Raw genomic sequence first — 18546 nt, 5'->3', positions numbered from 1 at the left:
TACGTAGCCATCTTTTTACGCGTTACCTTCATCGGCGTTGCGGGGCGCATTATGCGTATTGAGTTGTGGAGCGTCAACACATTTTTTGCCGTTTTTCGCCTCCGCGCGCCTGTTTGTCTGGCTTGTAACCAGGCTGATGAATTATTCGGCAAATTTTGATCGTAACCGCATCAAAGCTAAAAAAAAGGGGCCTCGTAAGACCCCTTTATTATCACTTATTTTACTTATTTATAAGCGGACTGATGCACACCCACTGCGCGGCCTGAAGGATCGTCCATTGATTTGAACGCTTCATCCCATTCAATCGCTTTCGCGGAGGAGCAGGCGACCGATGGACCGCCAGGCACACACTCCGCCGCGCTTGGCAGTGGGAACAGCTCTTCAAAGATTTCGCGATAGAGGTAAGCCTCTTTCGATGCCGGCGTGTTGTACGGGAAGCGGAAGTGCGCGGTCGCCAGTTGCTGATCGCTTATCTGCTTCGCCGCGACCTCTTTCAGCGTATCGATCCAGCTGTAGCCCACGCCGTCTGAGAACTGCTCTTTCTGACGCCAGGCGACGCTTTCCGGCAGGTAAGAGGAGAAGCATTCACGCAGGATGTGTTTTTCCATCTTGCCGTTGCTGCCGCACATCTTGTCCTGCGGGTTGATGCGCATCGCCACATCGAGGAATTTCTTGTCGAGGAAGGGCACACGCGCTTCCACACCCCAGGCGGACATCGCTTTGTTGGCGCGTGCGCAGTCATACATATGCAGCGCCAGCAGTTTGCGCACGTTCTCTTCATGAAACTCTTTGGCGTTCGGCGCTTTATGGAAGTAGAGATAGCCGCCGAACACCTCATCCGCGCCCTCGCCGGAGAGCACCATCTTGATACCCATCGCCTTGATTTTACGCGACATCAGGTACATAGGCGTTGAGGCGCGAATGGTAGTAACGTCATAGGTTTCAATGTGATAGATCACATCGCGAATCGCATCCAGCCCTTCCTGTACGGTAAAGTGAATTTCGTGGTGCACCGTACCCAGGTGTTCCGCCACCGCTTTCGCCGCTTTCAGATCCGGCGATCCTTCCAGACCGACTGCGAAAGAGTGCAGCTGCGGCCACCAGGCGTCGCTCTTGTCCTGATCTTCGACGCGTTTCGCGGCAAAGCGTTTGGTCACCGCCGAGATAATCGAGGAGTCCAGTCCGCCGGAGAGCAGTACGCCGTAAGGCACGTCTGACATCAGGTGGCTTTTCACCGACTCTTCCAGCGCATGCTTCAGGCCTGCGGCATCGGTGGTGTTGTGTTCTACCGCAGCATACTCCATCCAGTCACGCTGCCAGTAACGACGGATCTCGCCATCGGTGCTGGAGAGATAGCTTCCCGGGGGGAACTCTTTAATTGAACGGCACACCGGCACCAGCGCTTTCATTTCAGAGGCGACAAAAAGGTTGCCATGTTCATCGTTACCCATATAGAGCGGGATGATGCCGATATGGTCGCGGCCGATCAGATACTGCTGCTTTTCGCTGTCCCACAGGATAAAAGCGAACATGCCCTGCAGCTCGTCAAGGAAATCGACCCCTTTTTCCTGGTAGAGTGCCAGAATAACTTCACAGTCCGAGCCGGTCTGGAACTGGTAGCGATCGCTCAGCTCGGCGCGCAGCGCCTGATGGTTGTAGATCTCACCGTTAACCGCCAGAACATGGGTGCGATCGGCGTTGTACAACGGCTGGGCGCCGTTGTTAACGTCGACGATGGACAGACGCTCATGCGCGAGGATCGCTTTATCGTCGGCATACACGCCAGACCAGTCCGGCCCGCGGTGACGCATCAGGCGAGAACTCTCCAGCGCTTTTTTACGCAGTTCAACCGGATCGCTTTTCAGATCCAACACACCAAAAATAGAACACATATTCTGACTCCTGAGCTCGCCTGTCGGCGATGTTATCGTTGCCTTGTCCGGCAGCCAGCGGCTGCGTGATGTATAAGAAAATGCGCTATTTCATGTGGGCAATGCAAGCATATTCGCTTTTTACTGATAAAAAGAATGTTGCTCAGGCATTAAAATTGAATAATGTTTAATTAATCGCGCTTTTCATTGGTGGATCGGCAATAGATGCCAAAAAACGAACAAAAAATAAGCAGTGGAAGGGGCTCGGAAAGATAAGCGCCTCCCGTCAGCAGGCGGCGCAGAGAGAAGATTTAAAACAGGTCGATATCGGCCACAGAAGGGTAAATCCAGTCGGGACGGAAAGGCATCGCGTCAATATCGCTCAGCGTTGAGACGCCGGAGAGCACCAGAACGGTTTCCAGCCCCGCCTGAAATCCAGCCAGAATGTCGGTGCGCAGGTTATCGCCGACGATTACTGTCTCTTCGGAGTGAGCCTGCATCTTATTCAGCGCGGCGCGCATAATGTACGGACTGGGTTTGCCAACGTAAAAAGGGCGACGGCCAGAGATTTTTTCGATCCCGGCACAGAGCGCGCCGCAGGCGGGCACAAAGCCGCGCGCGTGCGTATCGGGATTGGTGGCGATAAAGCGCGCGCCGCTGGCGACGAAAAAGGCAGCCTTATGCATCATCTCCCAGTTGAAGGAGCGCGTCTCGCCGACGATAACGAAATCGGGATTGACGTCGGTAATGGTAAAACCCGCTTTATAGAGTTCGTGGATCAGCGCGCCTTCGCCAACCACGTAGGCTTTCTTGCCTTCCTGACGGCGCAGGAAGTCGGCGGTTGCCATCGCCGAGGTATAAAACACCGAATCGGGCACCTCAACGCCGGCGTTGGCGAAGCGGTTCGCCAGATCCTGCGCGGTCTGCGAGGGATAGTTGGTCAGCACCACCAGCGGCATCTCTTTTTGCAGGATACGCTGCAAAAATTCTTTCGCGCCGGGAACGGCGGTGTTGTCATGCATTAACACGCCGTCAATATCGCAAATTACGCTTTTTATCGTCATAGATTCAGTCCGGTTCGCGTTTACTCTTCCAGTAAATGTTGCAGCAGAATGCCGTTAAGCATGGCGCGTTTTGCCAGAGCAAAAGCGCCTATCGCTGAACGATGATCGAGCTCGGAACGCACCACCGGCAAATTTTTGCGGAAGGCGTTGAGCGCTTGCGTATTAATACAACCTTCAATAGCCGGAAACAGCACTTTTTCTGCGTCGGTGATTTCACCCGCCAGCACCACTTTTTGCGGGTTGAACAGGTTAATCGCAATGGCGATCGCTTTACCAAGATAGCGGCCGACATATTCGATGACTTCGCAGGCCAGCGCATCGCCCTGATTAGCAGCTTTGCAAATTTGTCCGATCTGGCAGGCATCCTGCGTCAGAACGCTAGGGTAGCCCTGACTGAGCAGATGACGCACGCGGTTTTCAATCGCGCCGTTCGCGGCGATGGTCTCCAGACAGCCGAAATTGCCGCAGTGGCAGCGCTCACCGAGCGGATCGACCTGGATATGGCCAATTTCGCCTACGTTGCCGTTGCTGCCGAGAAAAATATGGCCGTTAGCGATAATGCCCGCGCCGGTGCCGCGATGCAGTCGCACCAGGATCGAGTCGGCGCAGTCGCGGCTCGCACCAAAGTAGTGCTCCGCCAGCGCCAGGCTGCGAATATCGTGACCGACGAAGCTGGTAACCTTGAAGCGATTTTGCAAGCCAGCCACCAGCGGCCAGTGGCTGACGGTGATATGCGGCATATAGCGGATCACGCCGTTTATCGGATCGACCAGGCCAGGCAGGATCACCGAGATCGCGATCAGTTCGCGGATCTTACGCTGGTGGGTCGCAATAAAGCTGTCGATAGCGGCAAACAGCGCGTGTTCCAGCGTCTCCTGAGTACGCTCCGGCAGCGCATAATCTTCCTGCGCCAGCGACTTGCCGCTGAGGTCGAAAAGCGTCAGCGTGGCGTCATTGCGGCCGAGCCGGACGCCAATAGCGTGGAAATTTCGCGTTTCGGTAACGATGGAAATGGCGCGGCGACCGCCGGTGGATGCCTGTTGATCCACCTCTTTAATCAGGCCGCGCTCGATAAGCTGGCGGGTAATTTTAGTGACGCTGGCGGGCGCAAGCTGGCTGAGTTCAGCAATCTGAATGCGCGAAATGGGGCCTTGCTGATCGATTAGCCGGTAAACGGCTGCGCTGTTGAGTTGCTTGACAAGATCGACATTTCCTATTTGTGTCTGGCCGCCAGTGGTCATTCAGTGCTTACTCGCTCAGGACGTCGTCTCCATTGACAAACGTCTTAGTGATTTTGAAATCACGCGTAAAAACAGTCAGGTTTGCGACTTTTCCCGCTTCGACAGTGCCCAGCTGTTTTTCCACGCCCATTGCCTGTGCCGGGTAGAGGGTCGCCATACGCAGCGCTTCATCCAGTGCGATGCCGACATGTTCGACGGCGTTGCGTACTGATTCAATCATGGTAATGGCGGAGCCGCTCAGCGTTCCGTTCTCGTCCACGCACAGGCCATTGCGATAGTATATTGTTTTGCCAGCGAAAATGAATTTATCAATTTCGGCGCCTGCGGGCGCGGTGGCGTCGGTAACCAGCACCAGCTTATCGCCCTTGATGCGTTTGGCATTGCGTACGTTAGCGTAATGGACGTGTAACCCATCTGCAATAATGCCGCAATAAACGTCGGGCGCATCAAACAGCGCGCCAATCAGGCCCGGCTCACGACCGGCGAAAGCGGGCATGGCGTTATAGAGATGGGTCGCGAAGGTAATGCCGGCGCGGAAACCCGCTTTGGCTTCATCATAGGTGGCGTTGGAGTGACCTGCAGAGACGATAATGCCCGCCTGCGTCAGCTGACGAATTACCTCGTCGCCGGCTTTTTCCGGCGCCAGCGTCACTTTGGTGATAACGTCGGCGTTGTCGCACAAATACTGCACCAGCGACGGGTCGGGCAGGCGAATCAAATCGGGATTATGCGTGCCTTTCTTGGCCTTATTCAGCCAGGGACCTTCCAGATGCAGGCCCAGCGCCTGATGCTGATATTTGCGTTTGTAAGCGCGCATGGTGTCAATAGCGCGCTTCATCAGTTCGTCGCTGCTGGTGATAAGCGTTGGCAGGAAGCTGGTGCAGCCCGATTTTTCGTTGGCGCGCTGCATGATTTCCAGCGTCTCGACGCTCAGCGCGTCGATGTCGTCATTAAACTGCACGCCGCCGCAGCCGTTAAGCTGTAAGTCAATAAAGCCGGGAGCGATCAGCGCGCCTGAAACGTCGCGCTGCGCAATATCAGCGGGCAGCGCATCGCGTGGACAGACGCGTTCGATCAGCCCATCGGCAATAACCACCGCGTGGTTATCCAGAATTTCATGACCAGTATAAATTCGGCCGTTTACTAATGCGTACATCTTGATTCTCCCGGCTGAGCCCGCCAGATCGAGGCGGCGGGCATTTACAACATCGTCTTACACGCCTTTCATATTTTCCGCTTCCATTTCGCGGAAATATTTAACGGTTTTCACTTTCAGTTCCATGGTGGCGGGTTCATCGCATACCACCACCGATTTTGCATGCAGCTGCAGGCAGCTGATGGTCCACATATGATTGACGTTGCCTTCGACAGCGGCCTGTAACGCCTGCGCTTTAACATGGCCGGTCACCAGAATCATCACTTCTTCCGCATCCAGCAGCGTGCCGACGCCCACGGTCAGCGCATATTTCGGCACCTGATCCACATCGCCGTTAAAGAAGCGCGAATTCGCCATGCGGGTGTCGTGCGTCAGCGTTTTAATGCGGGTGCGTGAGGCCAGCGAAGAGGCGGGTTCGTTGAAGGCGATATGACCGTCATTGCCAACGCCGCCCATAAACAGGTGGATTTTACCCAGTGCGCGAATCTTCTCTTCATACTGGCGACATTCTGCGTCAATATCTGGCGCATTGCCATTCAGAAGATTGATATTTTCTGGTTGAATATCAACGTGATCGAAAAAATTACGGTACATAAAGCTGTGATAGCTTTCCGGATGCTCTTTCGGCAGGCCGACATATTCGTCCATATTGAAGGTGACGACATGCTTAAAGCTGACCTGGCCCGCTTTGTGCATCCCAATAAGATGCTTATACGCTTCCAGCGGTGTACCGCCCGTCGGCAAACCTAAAACGAAGGGGCGGTCTGCGGTGGGGTTAAAGGCATTAATACGGTTAACGATATGACGGGCTGCCCACTTACCGACCTGCGTAGGGGTAGCCAAAGGGATAAGTCGCATGTTTCACCTCATTCTGAGAAAAGAAAAGGGGGCGATGCAGTAACCGCTGCGGTCATCTTCACGCTGTAAACGTAAAACAGTTTCGTTATGCGGTCGCTACGTCTTGATATTTTTTATCATAAAATAAGTTGGGGTCGTTCGCCAGACGTCTACGTGGTTATCGGTGCTTTTTGGTGATAATTATCACAGATGAGACGCTTATAATTTGCGAGACGAATTAATTTGTCATTACACTGCGCAACGTGAAGTGTAGTGTCATTCAACCCCTGCGGCTGACAATAAAAAGCAAGCGGCGCAGGGCGACAAGTCAGTCTCATAGGGGGAAAGGACAAATGTTAGGTTACTTACAAAAGGTTGGCCGCGCGTTAATGGTGCCGGTAGCGACCCTGCCGGCAGCGGCAATATTGATGGGGGTCGGCTACTGGCTTGACCCGGACGCCTGGGGCGCAAGCAACGCGCTCGCCGCGCTGCTGATAAAATCAGGTGCGGCCATTATTGAGCATATGTCCGTACTGTTTGCTATCGGCGTGGCATATGGGCTGTCAAAAGATAAAGATGGCGCAGCGGCGCTAACCGGCTTCGTCGGTTTTCTGGTGGTGACGACGCTCTGCTCGCCGGCAGCCGTATCGATGATCCAAAAAATACCGCTTGATCAGGTGCCCGCCGCCTTCGGCAAAATCGAAAACCAGTTTGTCGGCATTATGGTGGGCATTATCTCAGCGGAGGTCTATAACCGCTTTAGCCATGTCGAACTGCCGAAGGCGCTCTCATTCTTCAGCGGAAGACGCCTGGTACCTATCCTCGTCTCATTCCTGATGATCGCGGTGGCGTTCATTCTGATGTACATCTGGCCGCTGATCTTTAACGGTCTGGTGAGCTTCGGCGAACATATCCAGAAGCTGGGTTCCGTCGGCGCAGGCGTCTACGCCTTCTTTAACCGTCTGCTGATCCCGGTTGGCCTGCATCATGCGCTTAACTCGGTATTCTGGTTCGACGTCGCGGGCATTAACGATATTCCTAAGTTCCTCGGCGGCGCGCAGTCTATCGCTAACGGCACCGGCATTGTCGGCATCACGGGACGCTATCAGGCGGGCTTCTTCCCGATCATGATGTTCGGTCTGCCTGGCGCGGCGCTGGCGATCTACCACTGCGCGCGTCCGGAGAACCGCGTTAAAGTCGGCAGTATCATGCTGGCCGCGGCCTTTGCGGCCTTCTTCACCGGCATTACCGAGCCGCTGGAGTTCTCCTTTATGTTCGTGGCGCCGGTGCTCTATGTGATTCACGCCGTGCTGACCGGTATCTCTGTCTTTATCGCCGCCAGCATGCACTGGATTGCCGGCTTCGGCTTTAGCGCCGGTCTGGTGGATATGGTGCTGTCGAGCCGCAACCCGCTGGCGACCCACTGGTGGATGCTGATCCCGCAGGGCATCATCTTCTTTGCGCTCTACTATGTGGTATTCCGCTTCACGATTAAGAAATTCAACCTGATGACGCCGGGCCGCGAGCTGGCGGTAGCGGGCGATGAAACGGACGGCTACGACGTTAACGTCGACCACACCGACAACGGCGAGAGCGCAACCGAATCGCTGGCGCGTCGCTATATCGGCGCAGTCGGCGGCTCCGACAACCTGACCGGCATTGACGCCTGTATTACTCGCCTGCGTCTGAACGTGAAAGACTCGTCACAGGTGAATGAATCGGTCGCCAAACACCTGGGCGCGTCAGGCGTAATTCGGCTGAACAAACAGAGCGTGCAGGTGATTGTCGGCACCCAGGCGGAAAGCATTGCCACCGCAATGAAAAAGGTGCTGACAAAAGGGCCAGTCGCATCGGCGGGCGGCGCGTCTACCGCCGCTGCGGCACCGGTAGTAAAACCGCAGGCGGCGTTGAATCGCGACAGCAAGGTGATTGCAACGCTGCTGGCGCCGGTAAGTGGCAACGTTGTCGCCCTTGACGCTGTGCCTGACGAAGCCTTCGCCAGCAAGGCGGTGGGTGAGGGACTGGCAATCAAACCGACGGGTAAAGTGGTGGTGGCGCCAGCCGCAGGTACGGTGGTGAAGATTTTCGACACCAATCATGCCTTCTGTCTGGAAACCAGCAGCGGCGTGGAGATTGTGGTGCATATGGGCCTCGATACCGTGGCGCTGGGTGGCAAAGGCTTTACCCGGCTGGTGGAAGAGGGCGCGATGGTTTCGGCGGGACAGCCGGTGCTGGAGATGGATCTCGATTTCCTGAACGCCAACGCGCGCTCGATGATCAGTCCGGTCGTGGTCAGCAACAGTGAGGATTTCGTCGGCCTGACGCTGCTGGCGACCGGCGCGGTAGTGGCCGGAGAAACCCCGCTTTACGAGGTAAAAGGCTAAGCCCTTAACCGCGGCGACGTAAAAAAAAGCAGGCAGGAAGCAATTCCTGCCTTTTTTCGTTTTATCGCCTTAACAAACCGGTTGTTTCCCTTCGGCGCTTTGTGGATCATACTCCGTTACTTCGTGGTACAAACCACCCGCTATACGTATTGAGGATTGAGAGATGAGTGAGGCTGAAGCCCGCCCAACTAACTTTATTCGTCAGATCATTGACGAAGATTTGGCGAGCGGCAAGCACAACAGCGTGCATACCCGTTTCCCGCCTGAGCCTAATGGCTATCTGCATATTGGCCATGCAAAATCGATCTGCCTGAACTTCGGCATCGCTCAGGACTATCAGGGTCAGTGCAACCTGCGTTTCGACGATACCAACCCGGTTAAAGAAGATATGGAGTTCGTTGAATCCATCAAGCGCGACGTGCGGTGGCTGGGCTTTGAGTGGAGTGGGGAGGTTCGTTATTCCTCAGATTACTTCGATCAGCTTTATCACTACGCGGTTGAACTGATCAATAAAGGTCTGGCCTACGTTGACGAACTGACGCCGGAAGAGATCCGCGAATATCGCGGCACCCTGACCGCGCCGGGTAAAAACAGCCCATACCGCGATCGCAGCGTAGAAGAGAACCTGGCGCTGTTTGAGAAAATGCGCAATGGCGAATTCGCCGAGGGCAAAGCCTGCCTGCGCGCCAAAATCGATATGGCCTCCAGCTTTATCGTAATGCGCGATCCGGTGCTCTACCGCATTAAGTTCGCCGAGCATCATCAGACCGGCAAAAAGTGGTGCATCTATCCGATGTACGACTTTACCCACTGCATCTCCGATGCGCTGGAAAATATCACCCATTCGCTCTGTACGCTGGAGTTCCAGGATAACCGTCGTCTGTATGACTGGGTGCTGGACAACATCTCTATCCCGGTGCATCCGCGCCAGTATGAGTTCTCGCGCCTTAACCTTGAATATGCGGTGATGTCGAAGCGTAAGCTGACGCAGTTGGTCAGCGAAAACGTGGTAGAGGGCTGGGACGATCCGCGCATGCTGACCGTGTCTGGTCTGCGCCGTCGCGGCTACACTGCCGCTTCGATCCGCGAATTCTGCCGCCGTATCGGCGTAACCAAACAGGACAACGTGGTGGAGATGGCGTCGCTGGAGTCCTGCATTCGTGACGATCTGAACGAAAACGCGCCGCGCGCCATGGCGGTGCTCGATCCGCTGAAGGTGGTGATTGAAAACCTGCCAGCTGGTCATAATGAAACCATCACTATGCCGAACCATCCGAACAAGCCTGAAATGGGCACTCGCGATGTGCCTTTTGGCCGTGAGGTGTGGATCGACCGCGCTGACTTCCGCGAAGAAGCCAACAAGCAGTACAAGCGCCTGGTGCTGGGCAAAGAGGTTCGCCTGCGTAATGCTTATGTGATCCGCGCCGAACGCGTTGCTAAAGATGAAGATGGCAATATCACCTGCATCTACTGCACCTGCGACGTCGATACCTTAAGCAAAGATCCGGCTGATGGCCGCAAGGTGAAAGGGGTAATCCACTGGGTCTCTGCGGACCATGCGCTGCCAGCGGAATTCCGTCTCTACGATCGCCTGTTCAGCGTGCCGAATCCGGGGGCGGAAGAGGATTTCCTGACGACCATCAATCCAAACTCATTAGAGATCCGTCAGGGATTCGTCGAGCCGGGCCTGCAGAATGCCACCCCGGAAGCGCCTTATCAGTTTGAGCGCGAAGGCTATTTCTGCGCCGACAGTCGCTACTCGCGTCCCAACCATCTGGTGTTTAACCGCACCGTTGGTTTGCGTGATACCTGGGCGAAAATCGGCGATTAGATTTTTAAATCAACGCTATCATAAGATCATAAAAGGGCGAGCAATCGCCCTTTTTTATGGCTGCAATCTGCACTTAGACGTTTTTTTGTGCTGTTGCAAATAATCAGCTTTTATCAGGCCGCGCTGGGAGTTATCTGAGTTAACGAAAATTAATCAGTTTCCAGCTGTGAATTTCTTTTTTTCAGGTAGGCTATTCGCTCTTTAAAGAGGCTATGCGGGCATAAGAAGGAGAAATGATGACAGCTCTTGGTCAGGAAGCAAAACACAGCGTGGTGGTTTTACATCAGTTAATCGAACGTATATTCAACCAGCCTTCAGGTGGGGATGACACTTTCCATCTGCTGCTGTCGCATTTCCATCCCGACTTCCGCATGGTGACGCCGCAGGGCAGGTTGCTCGATCTGAACCAGACTGAAGATCTGTTCCGCCAGCTGCAGGGACGACGCGAAGGAATGCGCATCGCTACCAGCGAGCACGCCGTCATCTCGCAGCAAAAAGATGAAGTCACCATTCAGTACCGTGAACTGCAGATGATGAACGGCAGCGATCAGACGCGTATCTCGCTGGCAATTCTGGACTGCAGCACGTCCGTTCCTCGCTGGCGCTACCTTCATGAAACCCTGGTTGCCTGAGGCGCATAAAAAAGCCGGTAGACATACCGGCTTTTAGAATGACTGCATAGCACATTTTTACTGGTCGTGGAGCGTTTCGTCTTCGCGGCAATCGCCCAGCGCACAGTGACCGTAGAGATAAAGACTGTGGTTAGTCAGCTTGATGCCGTGGCGGGTTGCGATATCCCGCTGGCGCGCTTCGATCGACTCATCGCTGAACTCGATCACTTTGCCGCAGTCGAGGCAGATCAGATGATCGTGATGCTGCTGCTGGGTCAGTTCGAAAACCGATTTCCCGCCTTCAAAGTTGTGACGCGTCACGATGCCCGCATCGTCAAACTGGTTAAGTACACGATAAACGGTAGCCAGACCAATCTCTTCGCCCATATCGATCAGGCGTTTATAAAGATCTTCCGCGCTGACGTGATGGCACTGAGGTTCCTGAAGCACTTCCAGAATTTTAAGTCTGGGCAGCGTGACTTTCAGGCCAGCCTTCTTTAATGCGGTGTTGTTGTCAGTCATGCGGATATTGTCCTGTTACTTTGCTGGTTACTTGAGGCGCCTTGCCTTGAATGTCGTTCGGTGTCTGTTCTCATTTGCGTCTCATTATAGAGGTGAAGTATTGAAATGAAAACCGAGGGAAACGCCTGAGATCAACACGGGCTGTAAGAAGATACGTAACGGCACCGGGCGGAGAAATACAGGAGGTTCGTTATCATTTCGCTAACTTCATGACCTCACGGCAGAAATAAGCAGATAACCGATGTGGGTATTGTACAGAATCGGAGATAAAAGTTAAAAAGCTGTAGCTATTATTTCTATAGGAAAAAACATTTACTCAATGTGAGCCAGCGCCCACATTGAGTATGTGGGTAATCAGGCTTCGATGATCGCCTGCAGCTGCAGTTCGTCATAGATCTGTTTAACCCAGGCGTCCACGCGCTGGCTGGTGAGTTCTGGCTGACGATCTTCATCAATGGCCAGACCAAGGAAGTGTTTATCGTCCGCCAGACCTTTGGAGGCTTCAAAGTGATAGCCTTCGGTCGGCCAGTGGCCCACGATCACCGCGCCATTCGGCTCGATGATGTCGCGAATGGTGCCCATCGCGTCGCAGAAATATTCTGCGTAATCTTCCTGGTCGCCGCAGCCGAAAAGCGCCACCAGCTTGCCGTTAAAATCGATCTCTTCCAGCGTCGGGAAGAAGTCATCCCAGTCGCACTGCGCTTCGCCGTAGTACCAGGTTGGAATACCCAGCAGCAGAATGTCGAATGCTTCCAGATCTTCTTTAGTGCTCTTGGCAATGTCATGCACTTCCGCAACGTCTTTGCCCAGTTGTTTCTGGATCATTTTTGCAATGTTTTCGGTGTTGCCGGTATCGCTGCCAAAGAAGATGCCTACGATTGCCATGGGGTAAATAACCTCTTAAATCCTGATAATGAGATGCATGCGCAGAGCGCACAAGTAAGCGAATGATAGCAGAGCGAGCAAAAGGGCGGAACTTGAAAAGCCGCGCGATTTGCTTCTGCGTGCGCTTTGCGCGATTCAGTCCAGTTTGAGTTGCGCCAGCAGCATTTGTTCAATCAGTTCGCTGCGGCTGATGTTGCGCTGCTCAGCCAGCGTATTTAACGCATCCACGGCTTCGCTGGTCATTTTGAGTTCGACACGGCGCAGCCCGCGCACTTTGTCACGTTTCAGTTGATTGCGCTTATTGATGCGCAGCTGTTCATCACGCGATAGCGGACTGGTTTTCGGTCGACCGGGCCGGCGCTCGTTTGCAAACAGATCCAGCGTGGTGCGGTCAGTGTGTTCTTTTGCCATGGCTTAGTAAAACTGAAGGCGCGAACAGGCGCGTTTATAACGAAATGGGCCATTGCCGCGACAAAAAATGAGCAGCGGCAAAATTTAGCGCGCCATCATACTCCAGCCGAAGAGATGACGCCAATGCTAAACCGCGAACGGCAAGCTTTTGCTTTTAAAGCGCAAAAAAGCGACGAACGCTGCGCAATACGGCATCAGGCTTCTCGGCGTGCACCCAGTGTCCAGCGCCGCTGATCACGTGCGCATGGGCCGCCGGAAACTGGCGCAGCAGCGCATCGCGGTAGTGATTGTCGAGATAGGGCGAGTCGCCGCCGCGAATAAAGAGCGCGGGATGGGGCCAGGCCGGCACCTCTTCCCAGCCAGTTATTGTAGCGTAATTATCCCATAGCGCCGGAACGTTGAAGCGCCACTCGCCATCCTGAAACGATTTAAGAAGGAACTGAATAACGCCGTCCTCTTTAATATGGGCGCGCATCACCTGCGCGGCCTCACTGCGCAGGCGTACGCCTGCGTCGCTCACCGCGCGGACGGCGGCGAAGATGTCGTCGTGGCGTCGCGTCTGGTAATCCACCGGCGCGATATCGATCAGCACCAGCCGCTCCAGCCGCTTTGGTGCCAGCGCGCTCATCGCCATGGCGATCTTGCCGCCCATCGAGTGGCCGATAACGGCGACGCGATCGATATGATGCGCGTCCAGCGTCTCGAACATATCCTGCGCCATGGCGCGATAGCTCATCTCCCCGGCGCGCGGCGAGAGGCCGTGGTTGCGTACATCCACCTGAATCAGCGGCCCTGCGTCTTTCAGGCCACGCGCCAGCACGCCAAGGTTATCCAGGCTGCCGAACAGGCCGTGAATGAAGAGGATGGGTAAGGAGTCAGCGATTGATTGGTCAGTTTGCAGACGAGCATTTAAAATCATGGCAAAGTTCTTACGATGGGGACCTTGGGTTAGGTTATCATGCTTTTACCTTTCCAGGCGCGACGACACGACAGGCTTTAGGGCATATTCCGACTTTTGCCCTCTGAGCGTGCGAATGCTATCAGCCCGCCTGGTTTTAACTTTATAATCCTTATGTTAGAACCCCGTCCGTCCAGCGAACAACCGAGCTTTGCAACGGTGTTTTTCAGGCTGGCGTGGTTCTGTCACGAGTCAAAACCGTACGGAAAAAGATGAAAACGATCGAAGTTGACGAAGACCTCTACCGCTATATCGCCAGCCACACGCAACATATCGGCGAGAGCGCCTCTGACATTTTACGGCGGATGCTAAAATTTAATGCCGGTCAAAGCGCGCCTGCGGCGGCAGCGCCGTTAGCGGCAGGCGATACGGCGCAAAAAACGATTCAGCCGGTGCGTGCGGAAAACCGTCCGCAGGATCGGGTTCGCGCCGTACGTGAACTGCTGCTGTCGGACGAATACGCTGAACAGAAGAAAGCGGTTAATCGTTTTATGATGATTTTGTCAACGCTCTATCGTCTTGATCCTTCGGCTTTTGCTGAAGCTACTGCATCGCTGCAGGGCCGTACTCGCGTTTATTTTGCGGGTGACGAGCAAACGCTGTTGCAAAATGGCACCCATACTAAGCCGAAGCACGTACCCGGCACGCCGTACTGGGTGATCACCAATACCAATACCGGCCGTAAATGCAGCATGGTGGAACACATCATGGTCTCAATGCAGTTCCCGCAGGAGCTGGCAGAGAAAGTTTGCGGCACCATTTAAACTGAAGCGTCAGGGAGAAGCGCCAATGGCCAGTCACCCCCGTGCCGGGCAACCCGCCCAGCAGAGCGATTTGATTAACGTTGCACAGTTAACATCACAGTATTATGTCCTGCAGCCCGACGTGGCGAACCCGGACCATGCGGTGAAATTCGGCACCTCCGGGCATCGTGGTAGCGCAGGCCGTCAGAGCTTTAACGAGCACCATATCCTGGCGATCGCCCAGGCGATTGCCGAAGAGCGCAAGAAAAACGGCATTACCGGACCCTGCTATGTCGGTAAAGATACGCACGCGCTCTCCGAGCCAGCGATCCTGTCGGTGCTGGAAGTGCTGGCCGCTAACGGCGTAGACGTCATTGTGCAGCAGGACAATGGCTATACCCCGACGCCCGCTATCTCTAACGCTATCCTTGAGCACAACAAGCAGGGCGGCGCGCAGGCGGACGGCATCGTGATTACGCCGTCGCACAACCCGCCGGAAGATGGCGGCATTAAATACAATCCGCCGAATGGCGGCCCGGCCGACACCAACGTCACGAAAGTGGTGGAAGATCGCGCCAACCAGCTGATTAAAGCGGGCCTGCAAGAGGTAAAACGTCTGCCGCTGGATCAGGCGTGGGCGAGCGGCCGTATCGTCGAGAAAGATCTGATTCAGCCCTATGTTGAAGGACTGGCGCAGGTGATCGACTTTGCTGCTATTCAGAAAGCGGGCCTGAAGCTGGGCGTTGATCCGCTGGGCGGCTCCGGCATGGAATACTGGAAGCGCATCGCTGAGCACTACAAACTCGATCTCACCATCGTAAACGACGCAATCGACCAGACCTTCCGCTTTATGCATCTGGATAAAGATGGCGTGGTACGTATGGACTGCTCTTCCGAGTGCGCCATGGCGGGTCTGCTGGCGTATAAAGACAAGTTCGACCTGGCGTTCGGCAACGACCCTGACTATGACCGTCACGGCATCGTGACCCCGTCGGGCCTGATGAACCCGAACCACTATCTGGCCGTTGCTATCAACTATCTGTTCCAGCATCGTCCGCAGTGGGGCAAAGAGGTTGCCGTAGGCAAAACGCTGGTCTCCAGCGCGATGATCGACCGCGTGGTTAACGATATCGGCCGTAAGCTGGTGGAAGTGCCCGTGGGCTTTAAGTGGTTCGTTGACGGCCTGTTCGACGGCAGCTTTGGTTTCGGCGGCGAAGAGAGCGCAGGCGCTTCTTTCCTGCGCTTCGACGGCTCTGCCTGGTCAACCGATAAAGACGGCATCATTCTTTGCCTGCTGGCGGCAGAAATCACCGCGGTTACCGGCAAGAACCCGCAGCAGCACTATGACGAGCTGGCTGCTCGCTTCGGCGCGCCGAGCTACAACCGTTTGCAGGCGCCTGCGACCTCTGCGCAGAAAGCGGCTCTCTCTAAGCTGTCACCGGAGATGGTCAGCGCTGACACGCTGGCGGGCGATCCGATTACTGCACGTCTGACAGCGGCACCGGGCAATGGCGCGTCTATCGGCGGTCTGAAAGTGATGACGGAAAACGGCTGGTTCGCCGCGCGTCCGTCAGGCACCGAAGACGCTTACAAGATTTACTGTGAAAGCTTCCTGGGTGCGGAACATCGCGCGCAGATCGAGAAAGAAGCGGTAGAGATTGTTAGCGAAGTGCTGAAAAACGCCTGACAAAAGAGGTGGGCGAGGGCGCTCTGGAGCAACAGGCCAGGGCGCCCGGCGGATCTCATGGTTCGCTCGCCCACCTTTTACATGACCTGCCTGTATCAGCGCCCTCCGGGCGCTTTTTTTATGGCATAAAGCGGTAGCCGATGCCGGTTTCAGTCAGCAAATGTTTAGGCTGCGCCGGATCTGCCTCCAGCTTTTGCCGCAAATGCGCCATATAGATGCGCAGATAGTGACTGTGCTCAACTGCATTCGGTCCCCAGACCTGACTCAGCAGCTGGCGCTGCGTCAGTACTTTCCCGATATTGTTCAGCAGAATGCCCAGCAGGCGAAATTCAATCGGCGTCAGGTGAATTTCCTGCCCGGCGCGCGTTACGCGGCGCGCGGCCAGGTCTACGCTGACATCGCTAAAGCGAACCACCGGCTCCGGCTGCTGCCCCGGATGGCGGCGCAGCGCCACGCGCACCCTCGCCAGCAGCTCGCCAATGCCGAAGGGCTTCGTCAGATAATCATCCGCGCCAACATCCAGCGCATCTATCTTATCCTGCTCATCGACGCGTGCCGACAGCACAATGACCGGTACGGCGCTCCACTGACGCAGATCGCGAATAAAATCGCGCCCGTCGCCGTCAGGCAGCCCTAAATCCAGGATAACCAGATCGGGCTTGCGCGTGGCTGCTTCAATCAGGCCGCGCTGCAGCGTATCGGCATCAACGACTTTAAGCGCTTCTCCCTCCAGCGCGAGGCGCACAAAGCGCCGGATCTCTTTTTCATCTTCAACAATTAATACGGTGGCCACGCGGCGCTGCTCCCTGCCTGAAAACCTGCCGCTACTTTATCAGTAAAACCACAGGGTGCGAATTGATCATAAGATGATCACAGTGTTAACCGTTTTGTAACTTACTTTCACTATTATCTGAACCTGAGTGTTTAAAAGCGAAAATAGTGGTCGGATGAGTAGTAAAATTACACAAGGCAGCGTAATATCTGAGCAAGATCACATTTCAGCCGCTGCTTCAAAGGAGGCCAACGATGTACCAGAAATATCCCTTTTATAAAATCGTCCTGCGTCGTGCGCTGGTTATCCTGCTGGGCGTAACAGCGTTGCCAGTAATGCTGTTTCGTCACGACCGGGCGCGCTTCTACAGCTATCTGCATCGTATGTGGTGCAAAACCAGCGCCAAGCCGGTCTGGCTGGCACAAACCGAAGCTGCAGGCGGCGTCTTCTGGTAATGCGCTGGCGTTGCAAAACAAAGCCCGATCATGCTATCGGGCTTTGTTGTTTCTGAAGCTCTGTCACAGAGAAAACCCTCTCCAGCCCTGGGATGAGGCTGTTATTCGTTCGATTTTCAGCTACACTTAAACCTCTACAAGATTTCGGAGGTTGTACAAGTATGAGCGTAAAAATTCCGCTGGGTATCAGTGCCTGCCTGCTGGGAGAACAAGTCCGTTTTGACGGCGGTCATAAACGTCTGGCGTTCGCCGTCAACGAGCTTGCGCCTTTTGTACGCTTTGAACCAATTTGCCCCGAAATGGCGATAGGCTTGCCGACGCCGCGTCCGGCGCTGCGGCTGGTGAAACAGAGCGATGAAGAGATCCATCTCTGCTTCAGTAAAGAGGGCGGCGAAGAGCTGACCCAGCAGATGCGTGACTGGTCGGCCGAACGGGTTAAATCTCTGCATCACCTGTGCGGCTATATTCTGTGCGCAAAATCGCCCAGCTGCGGCATGGAACGCGTGCGCGTCTATGAACCCGACACCAACAACAATCGTAAAGCGGGCATGGGGCTATTTGCTGAGAGGCTGACGGCGGAAATGCCCTGGCTGCCCGTGGAAGAAGATGGTCGTCTGCACGATCCGGCGCTGCGAGAAAACTTTGTTGGACGCATCTGCGCGCTGCACGAATTTAATCAGATGTGGAAGCGGGGGCTGACGCGCGCGCAGCTTATCGCTTTCCACAGCCGCTACAAGCTGCTGATGCTGGCGCACTCGCAGGAAAAATATCGTGAGCTTGGCCCGTTTGTCGCCTCGATGAGCAAATGGGATTCGCTGGAGGCTTTCGCCTTTGAATACCGTAACCGTATGATGGCGTTGCTGTCACAGCCCGCGACGCGCCGCAATCATACCAACGTACTGATGCATGCGCAGGGCTATTTCCGTCGCCAGCTTAGCTCGCCGCAGCGTCAGGAACTGGCGGAGCTGATTGACCGCTACCGCTGCGGCGTTCAGCCGCTGCTGGCGCCGATCACCATGCTGAAACACTATATGTCGCAGTATCCGCACCCCTGGCTGACGCAGCAGCGCTATTTCGATCCCTACCCGGAGGCGCTGCGCCTGCGTTACGGCCAGTAA

Annotated in this window: 17 protein-coding genes; 7 read left to right on the top strand and 10 right to left on the bottom strand. The window is 55.1% G+C overall.

The window, feature by feature from the left end:
• Nucleotides 1-224 precede the first annotated feature (224 nt).
• The 5 genes from asnB to nagB all read right to left on the bottom strand — a co-directional run bounded on the left by asnB (nucleotide 225) and on the right by nagB (nucleotide 6190).
• Nucleotides 225-1892 carry an asparagine synthase B gene (gene asnB, locus B3797_RS02995; protein WP_120451419.1) on the bottom strand — a complete coding sequence of 556 codons (1668 nt, stop codon included), beginning with the start codon at nucleotides 1890-1892 and terminating at the stop codon, nucleotides 225-227.
• A gap of 290 nt (nucleotides 1893-2182) precedes the next feature.
• The gene (locus B3797_RS02990; RefSeq protein WP_311782003.1) at nucleotides 2183-2935 is read right to left on the bottom strand and encodes an HAD-IIA family hydrolase; all 753 of its coding nucleotides are present in this window, start codon (nucleotides 2933-2935) and stop codon (nucleotides 2183-2185) included.
• Between the two features lie 20 nt (nucleotides 2936-2955).
• The gene (gene nagC, locus B3797_RS02985; protein WP_120451422.1) at nucleotides 2956-4176 is read right to left on the bottom strand and encodes a DNA-binding transcriptional regulator NagC; all 1221 of its coding nucleotides are present in this window, start codon (nucleotides 4174-4176) and stop codon (nucleotides 2956-2958) included.
• A 7-nt stretch (nucleotides 4177-4183) separates the two neighbouring features.
• A complete protein-coding gene (gene nagA / locus B3797_RS02980) occupies nucleotides 4184-5332 on the bottom strand; it encodes an N-acetylglucosamine-6-phosphate deacetylase (RefSeq protein WP_311790334.1) in 1149 nt (382 codons plus the stop codon).
• A 57-nt stretch (nucleotides 5333-5389) separates the two neighbouring features.
• Nucleotides 5390-6190, bottom strand: a complete 801-nt coding sequence (nagB, locus tag B3797_RS02975) for a glucosamine-6-phosphate deaminase (RefSeq protein WP_311790333.1) — start codon at nucleotides 6188-6190, stop codon at nucleotides 5390-5392.
• 332 nt (nucleotides 6191-6522) lie between these two features.
• On the opposite strand from nagB, the gene nagE reads away from it, so the two are divergent.
• From nagE to B3797_RS02960, 3 genes are all read left to right on the top strand, one after another.
• Nucleotides 6523-8553, top strand: coding sequence for an N-acetylglucosamine-specific PTS transporter subunit IIBC (gene nagE, locus B3797_RS02970; RefSeq protein ID WP_311790332.1), 2031 nt, complete (start codon nucleotides 6523-6525; stop codon nucleotides 8551-8553).
• Nucleotides 8554-8716: 163 nt separating this feature from the next.
• Nucleotides 8717-10384 (top strand): glutamine--tRNA ligase, encoded by a 1668-nt coding sequence (gene glnS / locus B3797_RS02965; RefSeq protein ID WP_311790331.1) that lies wholly within the window; start codon nucleotides 8717-8719, stop codon nucleotides 10382-10384.
• Nucleotides 10385-10620: 236 nt separating this feature from the next.
• The gene (locus tag B3797_RS02960; protein ID WP_311782258.1) at nucleotides 10621-11016 is read left to right on the top strand and encodes a hypothetical protein; all 396 of its coding nucleotides are present in this window, start codon (nucleotides 10621-10623) and stop codon (nucleotides 11014-11016) included.
• A 57-nt stretch (nucleotides 11017-11073) separates the two neighbouring features.
• Here the strand turns inward: B3797_RS02960 and fur are convergent, their stop codons facing one another.
• The 4 genes from fur to ybfF all read right to left on the bottom strand — a co-directional run bounded on the left by fur (nucleotide 11074) and on the right by ybfF (nucleotide 13732).
• On the bottom strand, nucleotides 11074-11517 hold the full coding sequence (gene fur / locus B3797_RS02955) for a ferric iron uptake transcriptional regulator (RefSeq protein WP_120451433.1): 444 nt from the start codon (nucleotides 11515-11517) through the stop codon (nucleotides 11074-11076).
• 354 nt (nucleotides 11518-11871) lie between these two features.
• Entirely contained in the window at nucleotides 11872-12402 is a 531-nt protein-coding gene (fldA, locus tag B3797_RS02950; protein ID WP_081136329.1) for a flavodoxin FldA, read from the bottom strand.
• Nucleotides 12403-12537: 135 nt separating this feature from the next.
• Nucleotides 12538-12813 carry a LexA regulated protein gene (gene ybfE, locus B3797_RS02945; RefSeq protein ID WP_120451434.1) on the bottom strand — a complete coding sequence of 92 codons (276 nt, stop codon included), beginning with the start codon at nucleotides 12811-12813 and terminating at the stop codon, nucleotides 12538-12540.
• Between the two features lie 154 nt (nucleotides 12814-12967).
• Nucleotides 12968-13732, bottom strand: a complete 765-nt coding sequence (gene ybfF, locus B3797_RS02940; protein WP_311790330.1) for an esterase — start codon at nucleotides 13730-13732, stop codon at nucleotides 12968-12970.
• A gap of 251 nt (nucleotides 13733-13983) precedes the next feature.
• Between ybfF and seqA the strand changes: the two genes are divergently transcribed.
• On the top strand, nucleotides 13984-14535 hold the full coding sequence (seqA, locus tag B3797_RS02935; protein ID WP_311781998.1) for a replication initiation negative regulator SeqA: 552 nt from the start codon (nucleotides 13984-13986) through the stop codon (nucleotides 14533-14535).
• A gap of 25 nt (nucleotides 14536-14560) precedes the next feature.
• On the top strand, nucleotides 14561-16201 hold the full coding sequence (gene pgm / locus B3797_RS02930) for a phosphoglucomutase (alpha-D-glucose-1,6-bisphosphate-dependent) (RefSeq protein ID WP_311781997.1): 1641 nt from the start codon (nucleotides 14561-14563) through the stop codon (nucleotides 16199-16201).
• Between the two features lie 118 nt (nucleotides 16202-16319).
• On the opposite strand, the gene kdpE is transcribed toward pgm, so the two are convergent.
• Nucleotides 16320-16994, bottom strand: coding sequence for a two-component system response regulator KdpE (gene kdpE, locus B3797_RS02925; RefSeq protein ID WP_311781996.1), 675 nt, complete (start codon nucleotides 16992-16994; stop codon nucleotides 16320-16322).
• Nucleotides 16995-17227: 233 nt separating this feature from the next.
• Between kdpE and B3797_RS02920 the strand changes: the two genes are divergently transcribed.
• Nucleotides 17228-17428, top strand: coding sequence for a YbfA family protein (locus B3797_RS02920; protein ID WP_311781995.1), 201 nt, complete (start codon nucleotides 17228-17230; stop codon nucleotides 17426-17428).
• Nucleotides 17429-17589: 161 nt separating this feature from the next.
• Entirely contained in the window at nucleotides 17590-18546 is a 957-nt protein-coding gene (locus tag B3797_RS02915; RefSeq protein ID WP_311790329.1) for a 2-thiouracil desulfurase family protein, read from the top strand.

The organism is Pantoea sp. UBA5923 (assembly GCF_002431095.1).
Classification (GTDB): domain Bacteria; phylum Pseudomonadota; class Gammaproteobacteria; order Enterobacterales; family Enterobacteriaceae; genus Pantoea; species Pantoea piersonii.
The sequence above is the reverse complement of the archived record's forward strand: the minus strand, read 5'-3'. Positions and strand labels throughout refer to the sequence as shown.

Excerpts from the sequence above, each read along its gene's own strand:
- asnB (WP_120451419.1), bottom strand. The coding sequence starts at position 1,892 with ATGTGTTCTATTTTTGGTGTGTTGGATCTGAAAAGCGATCCGGTTGAA.
- B3797_RS02990 (WP_311782003.1), bottom strand. The coding sequence starts at position 2,935 with ATGACGATAAAAAGCGTAATTTGCGATATTGACGGCGTGTTAATGCAT.
- nagC (WP_120451422.1), bottom strand. The coding sequence starts at position 4,176 with ATGACCACTGGCGGCCAGACACAAATAGGAAATGTCGATCTTGTCAAG.
- nagA (WP_311790334.1), bottom strand. The coding sequence starts at position 5,332 with ATGTACGCATTAGTAAACGGCCGAATTTATACTGGTCATGAAATTCTG.
- nagB (WP_311790333.1), bottom strand. The coding sequence starts at position 6,190 with ATGCGACTTATCCCTTTGGCTACCCCTACGCAGGTCGGTAAGTGGGCA.
- nagE (WP_311790332.1), top strand. The coding sequence starts at position 6,523 with ATGTTAGGTTACTTACAAAAGGTTGGCCGCGCGTTAATGGTGCCGGTA.
- glnS (WP_311790331.1), top strand. The coding sequence starts at position 8,717 with ATGAGTGAGGCTGAAGCCCGCCCAACTAACTTTATTCGTCAGATCATT.
- B3797_RS02960 (WP_311782258.1), top strand. The coding sequence starts at position 10,621 with ATGACAGCTCTTGGTCAGGAAGCAAAACACAGCGTGGTGGTTTTACAT.
- fur (WP_120451433.1), bottom strand. The coding sequence starts at position 11,517 with ATGACTGACAACAACACCGCATTAAAGAAGGCTGGCCTGAAAGTCACG.
- fldA (WP_081136329.1), bottom strand. The coding sequence starts at position 12,402 with ATGGCAATCGTAGGCATCTTCTTTGGCAGCGATACCGGCAACACCGAA.
- ybfE (WP_120451434.1), bottom strand. The coding sequence starts at position 12,813 with ATGGCAAAAGAACACACTGACCGCACCACGCTGGATCTGTTTGCAAAC.
- ybfF (WP_311790330.1), bottom strand. The coding sequence starts at position 13,732 with ATGATTTTAAATGCTCGTCTGCAAACTGACCAATCAATCGCTGACTCC.
- seqA (WP_311781998.1), top strand. The coding sequence starts at position 13,984 with ATGAAAACGATCGAAGTTGACGAAGACCTCTACCGCTATATCGCCAGC.
- pgm (WP_311781997.1), top strand. The coding sequence starts at position 14,561 with ATGGCCAGTCACCCCCGTGCCGGGCAACCCGCCCAGCAGAGCGATTTG.
- B3797_RS02920 (WP_311781995.1), top strand. The coding sequence starts at position 17,228 with ATGTACCAGAAATATCCCTTTTATAAAATCGTCCTGCGTCGTGCGCTG.
- B3797_RS02915 (WP_311790329.1), top strand. The coding sequence starts at position 17,590 with ATGAGCGTAAAAATTCCGCTGGGTATCAGTGCCTGCCTGCTGGGAGAA.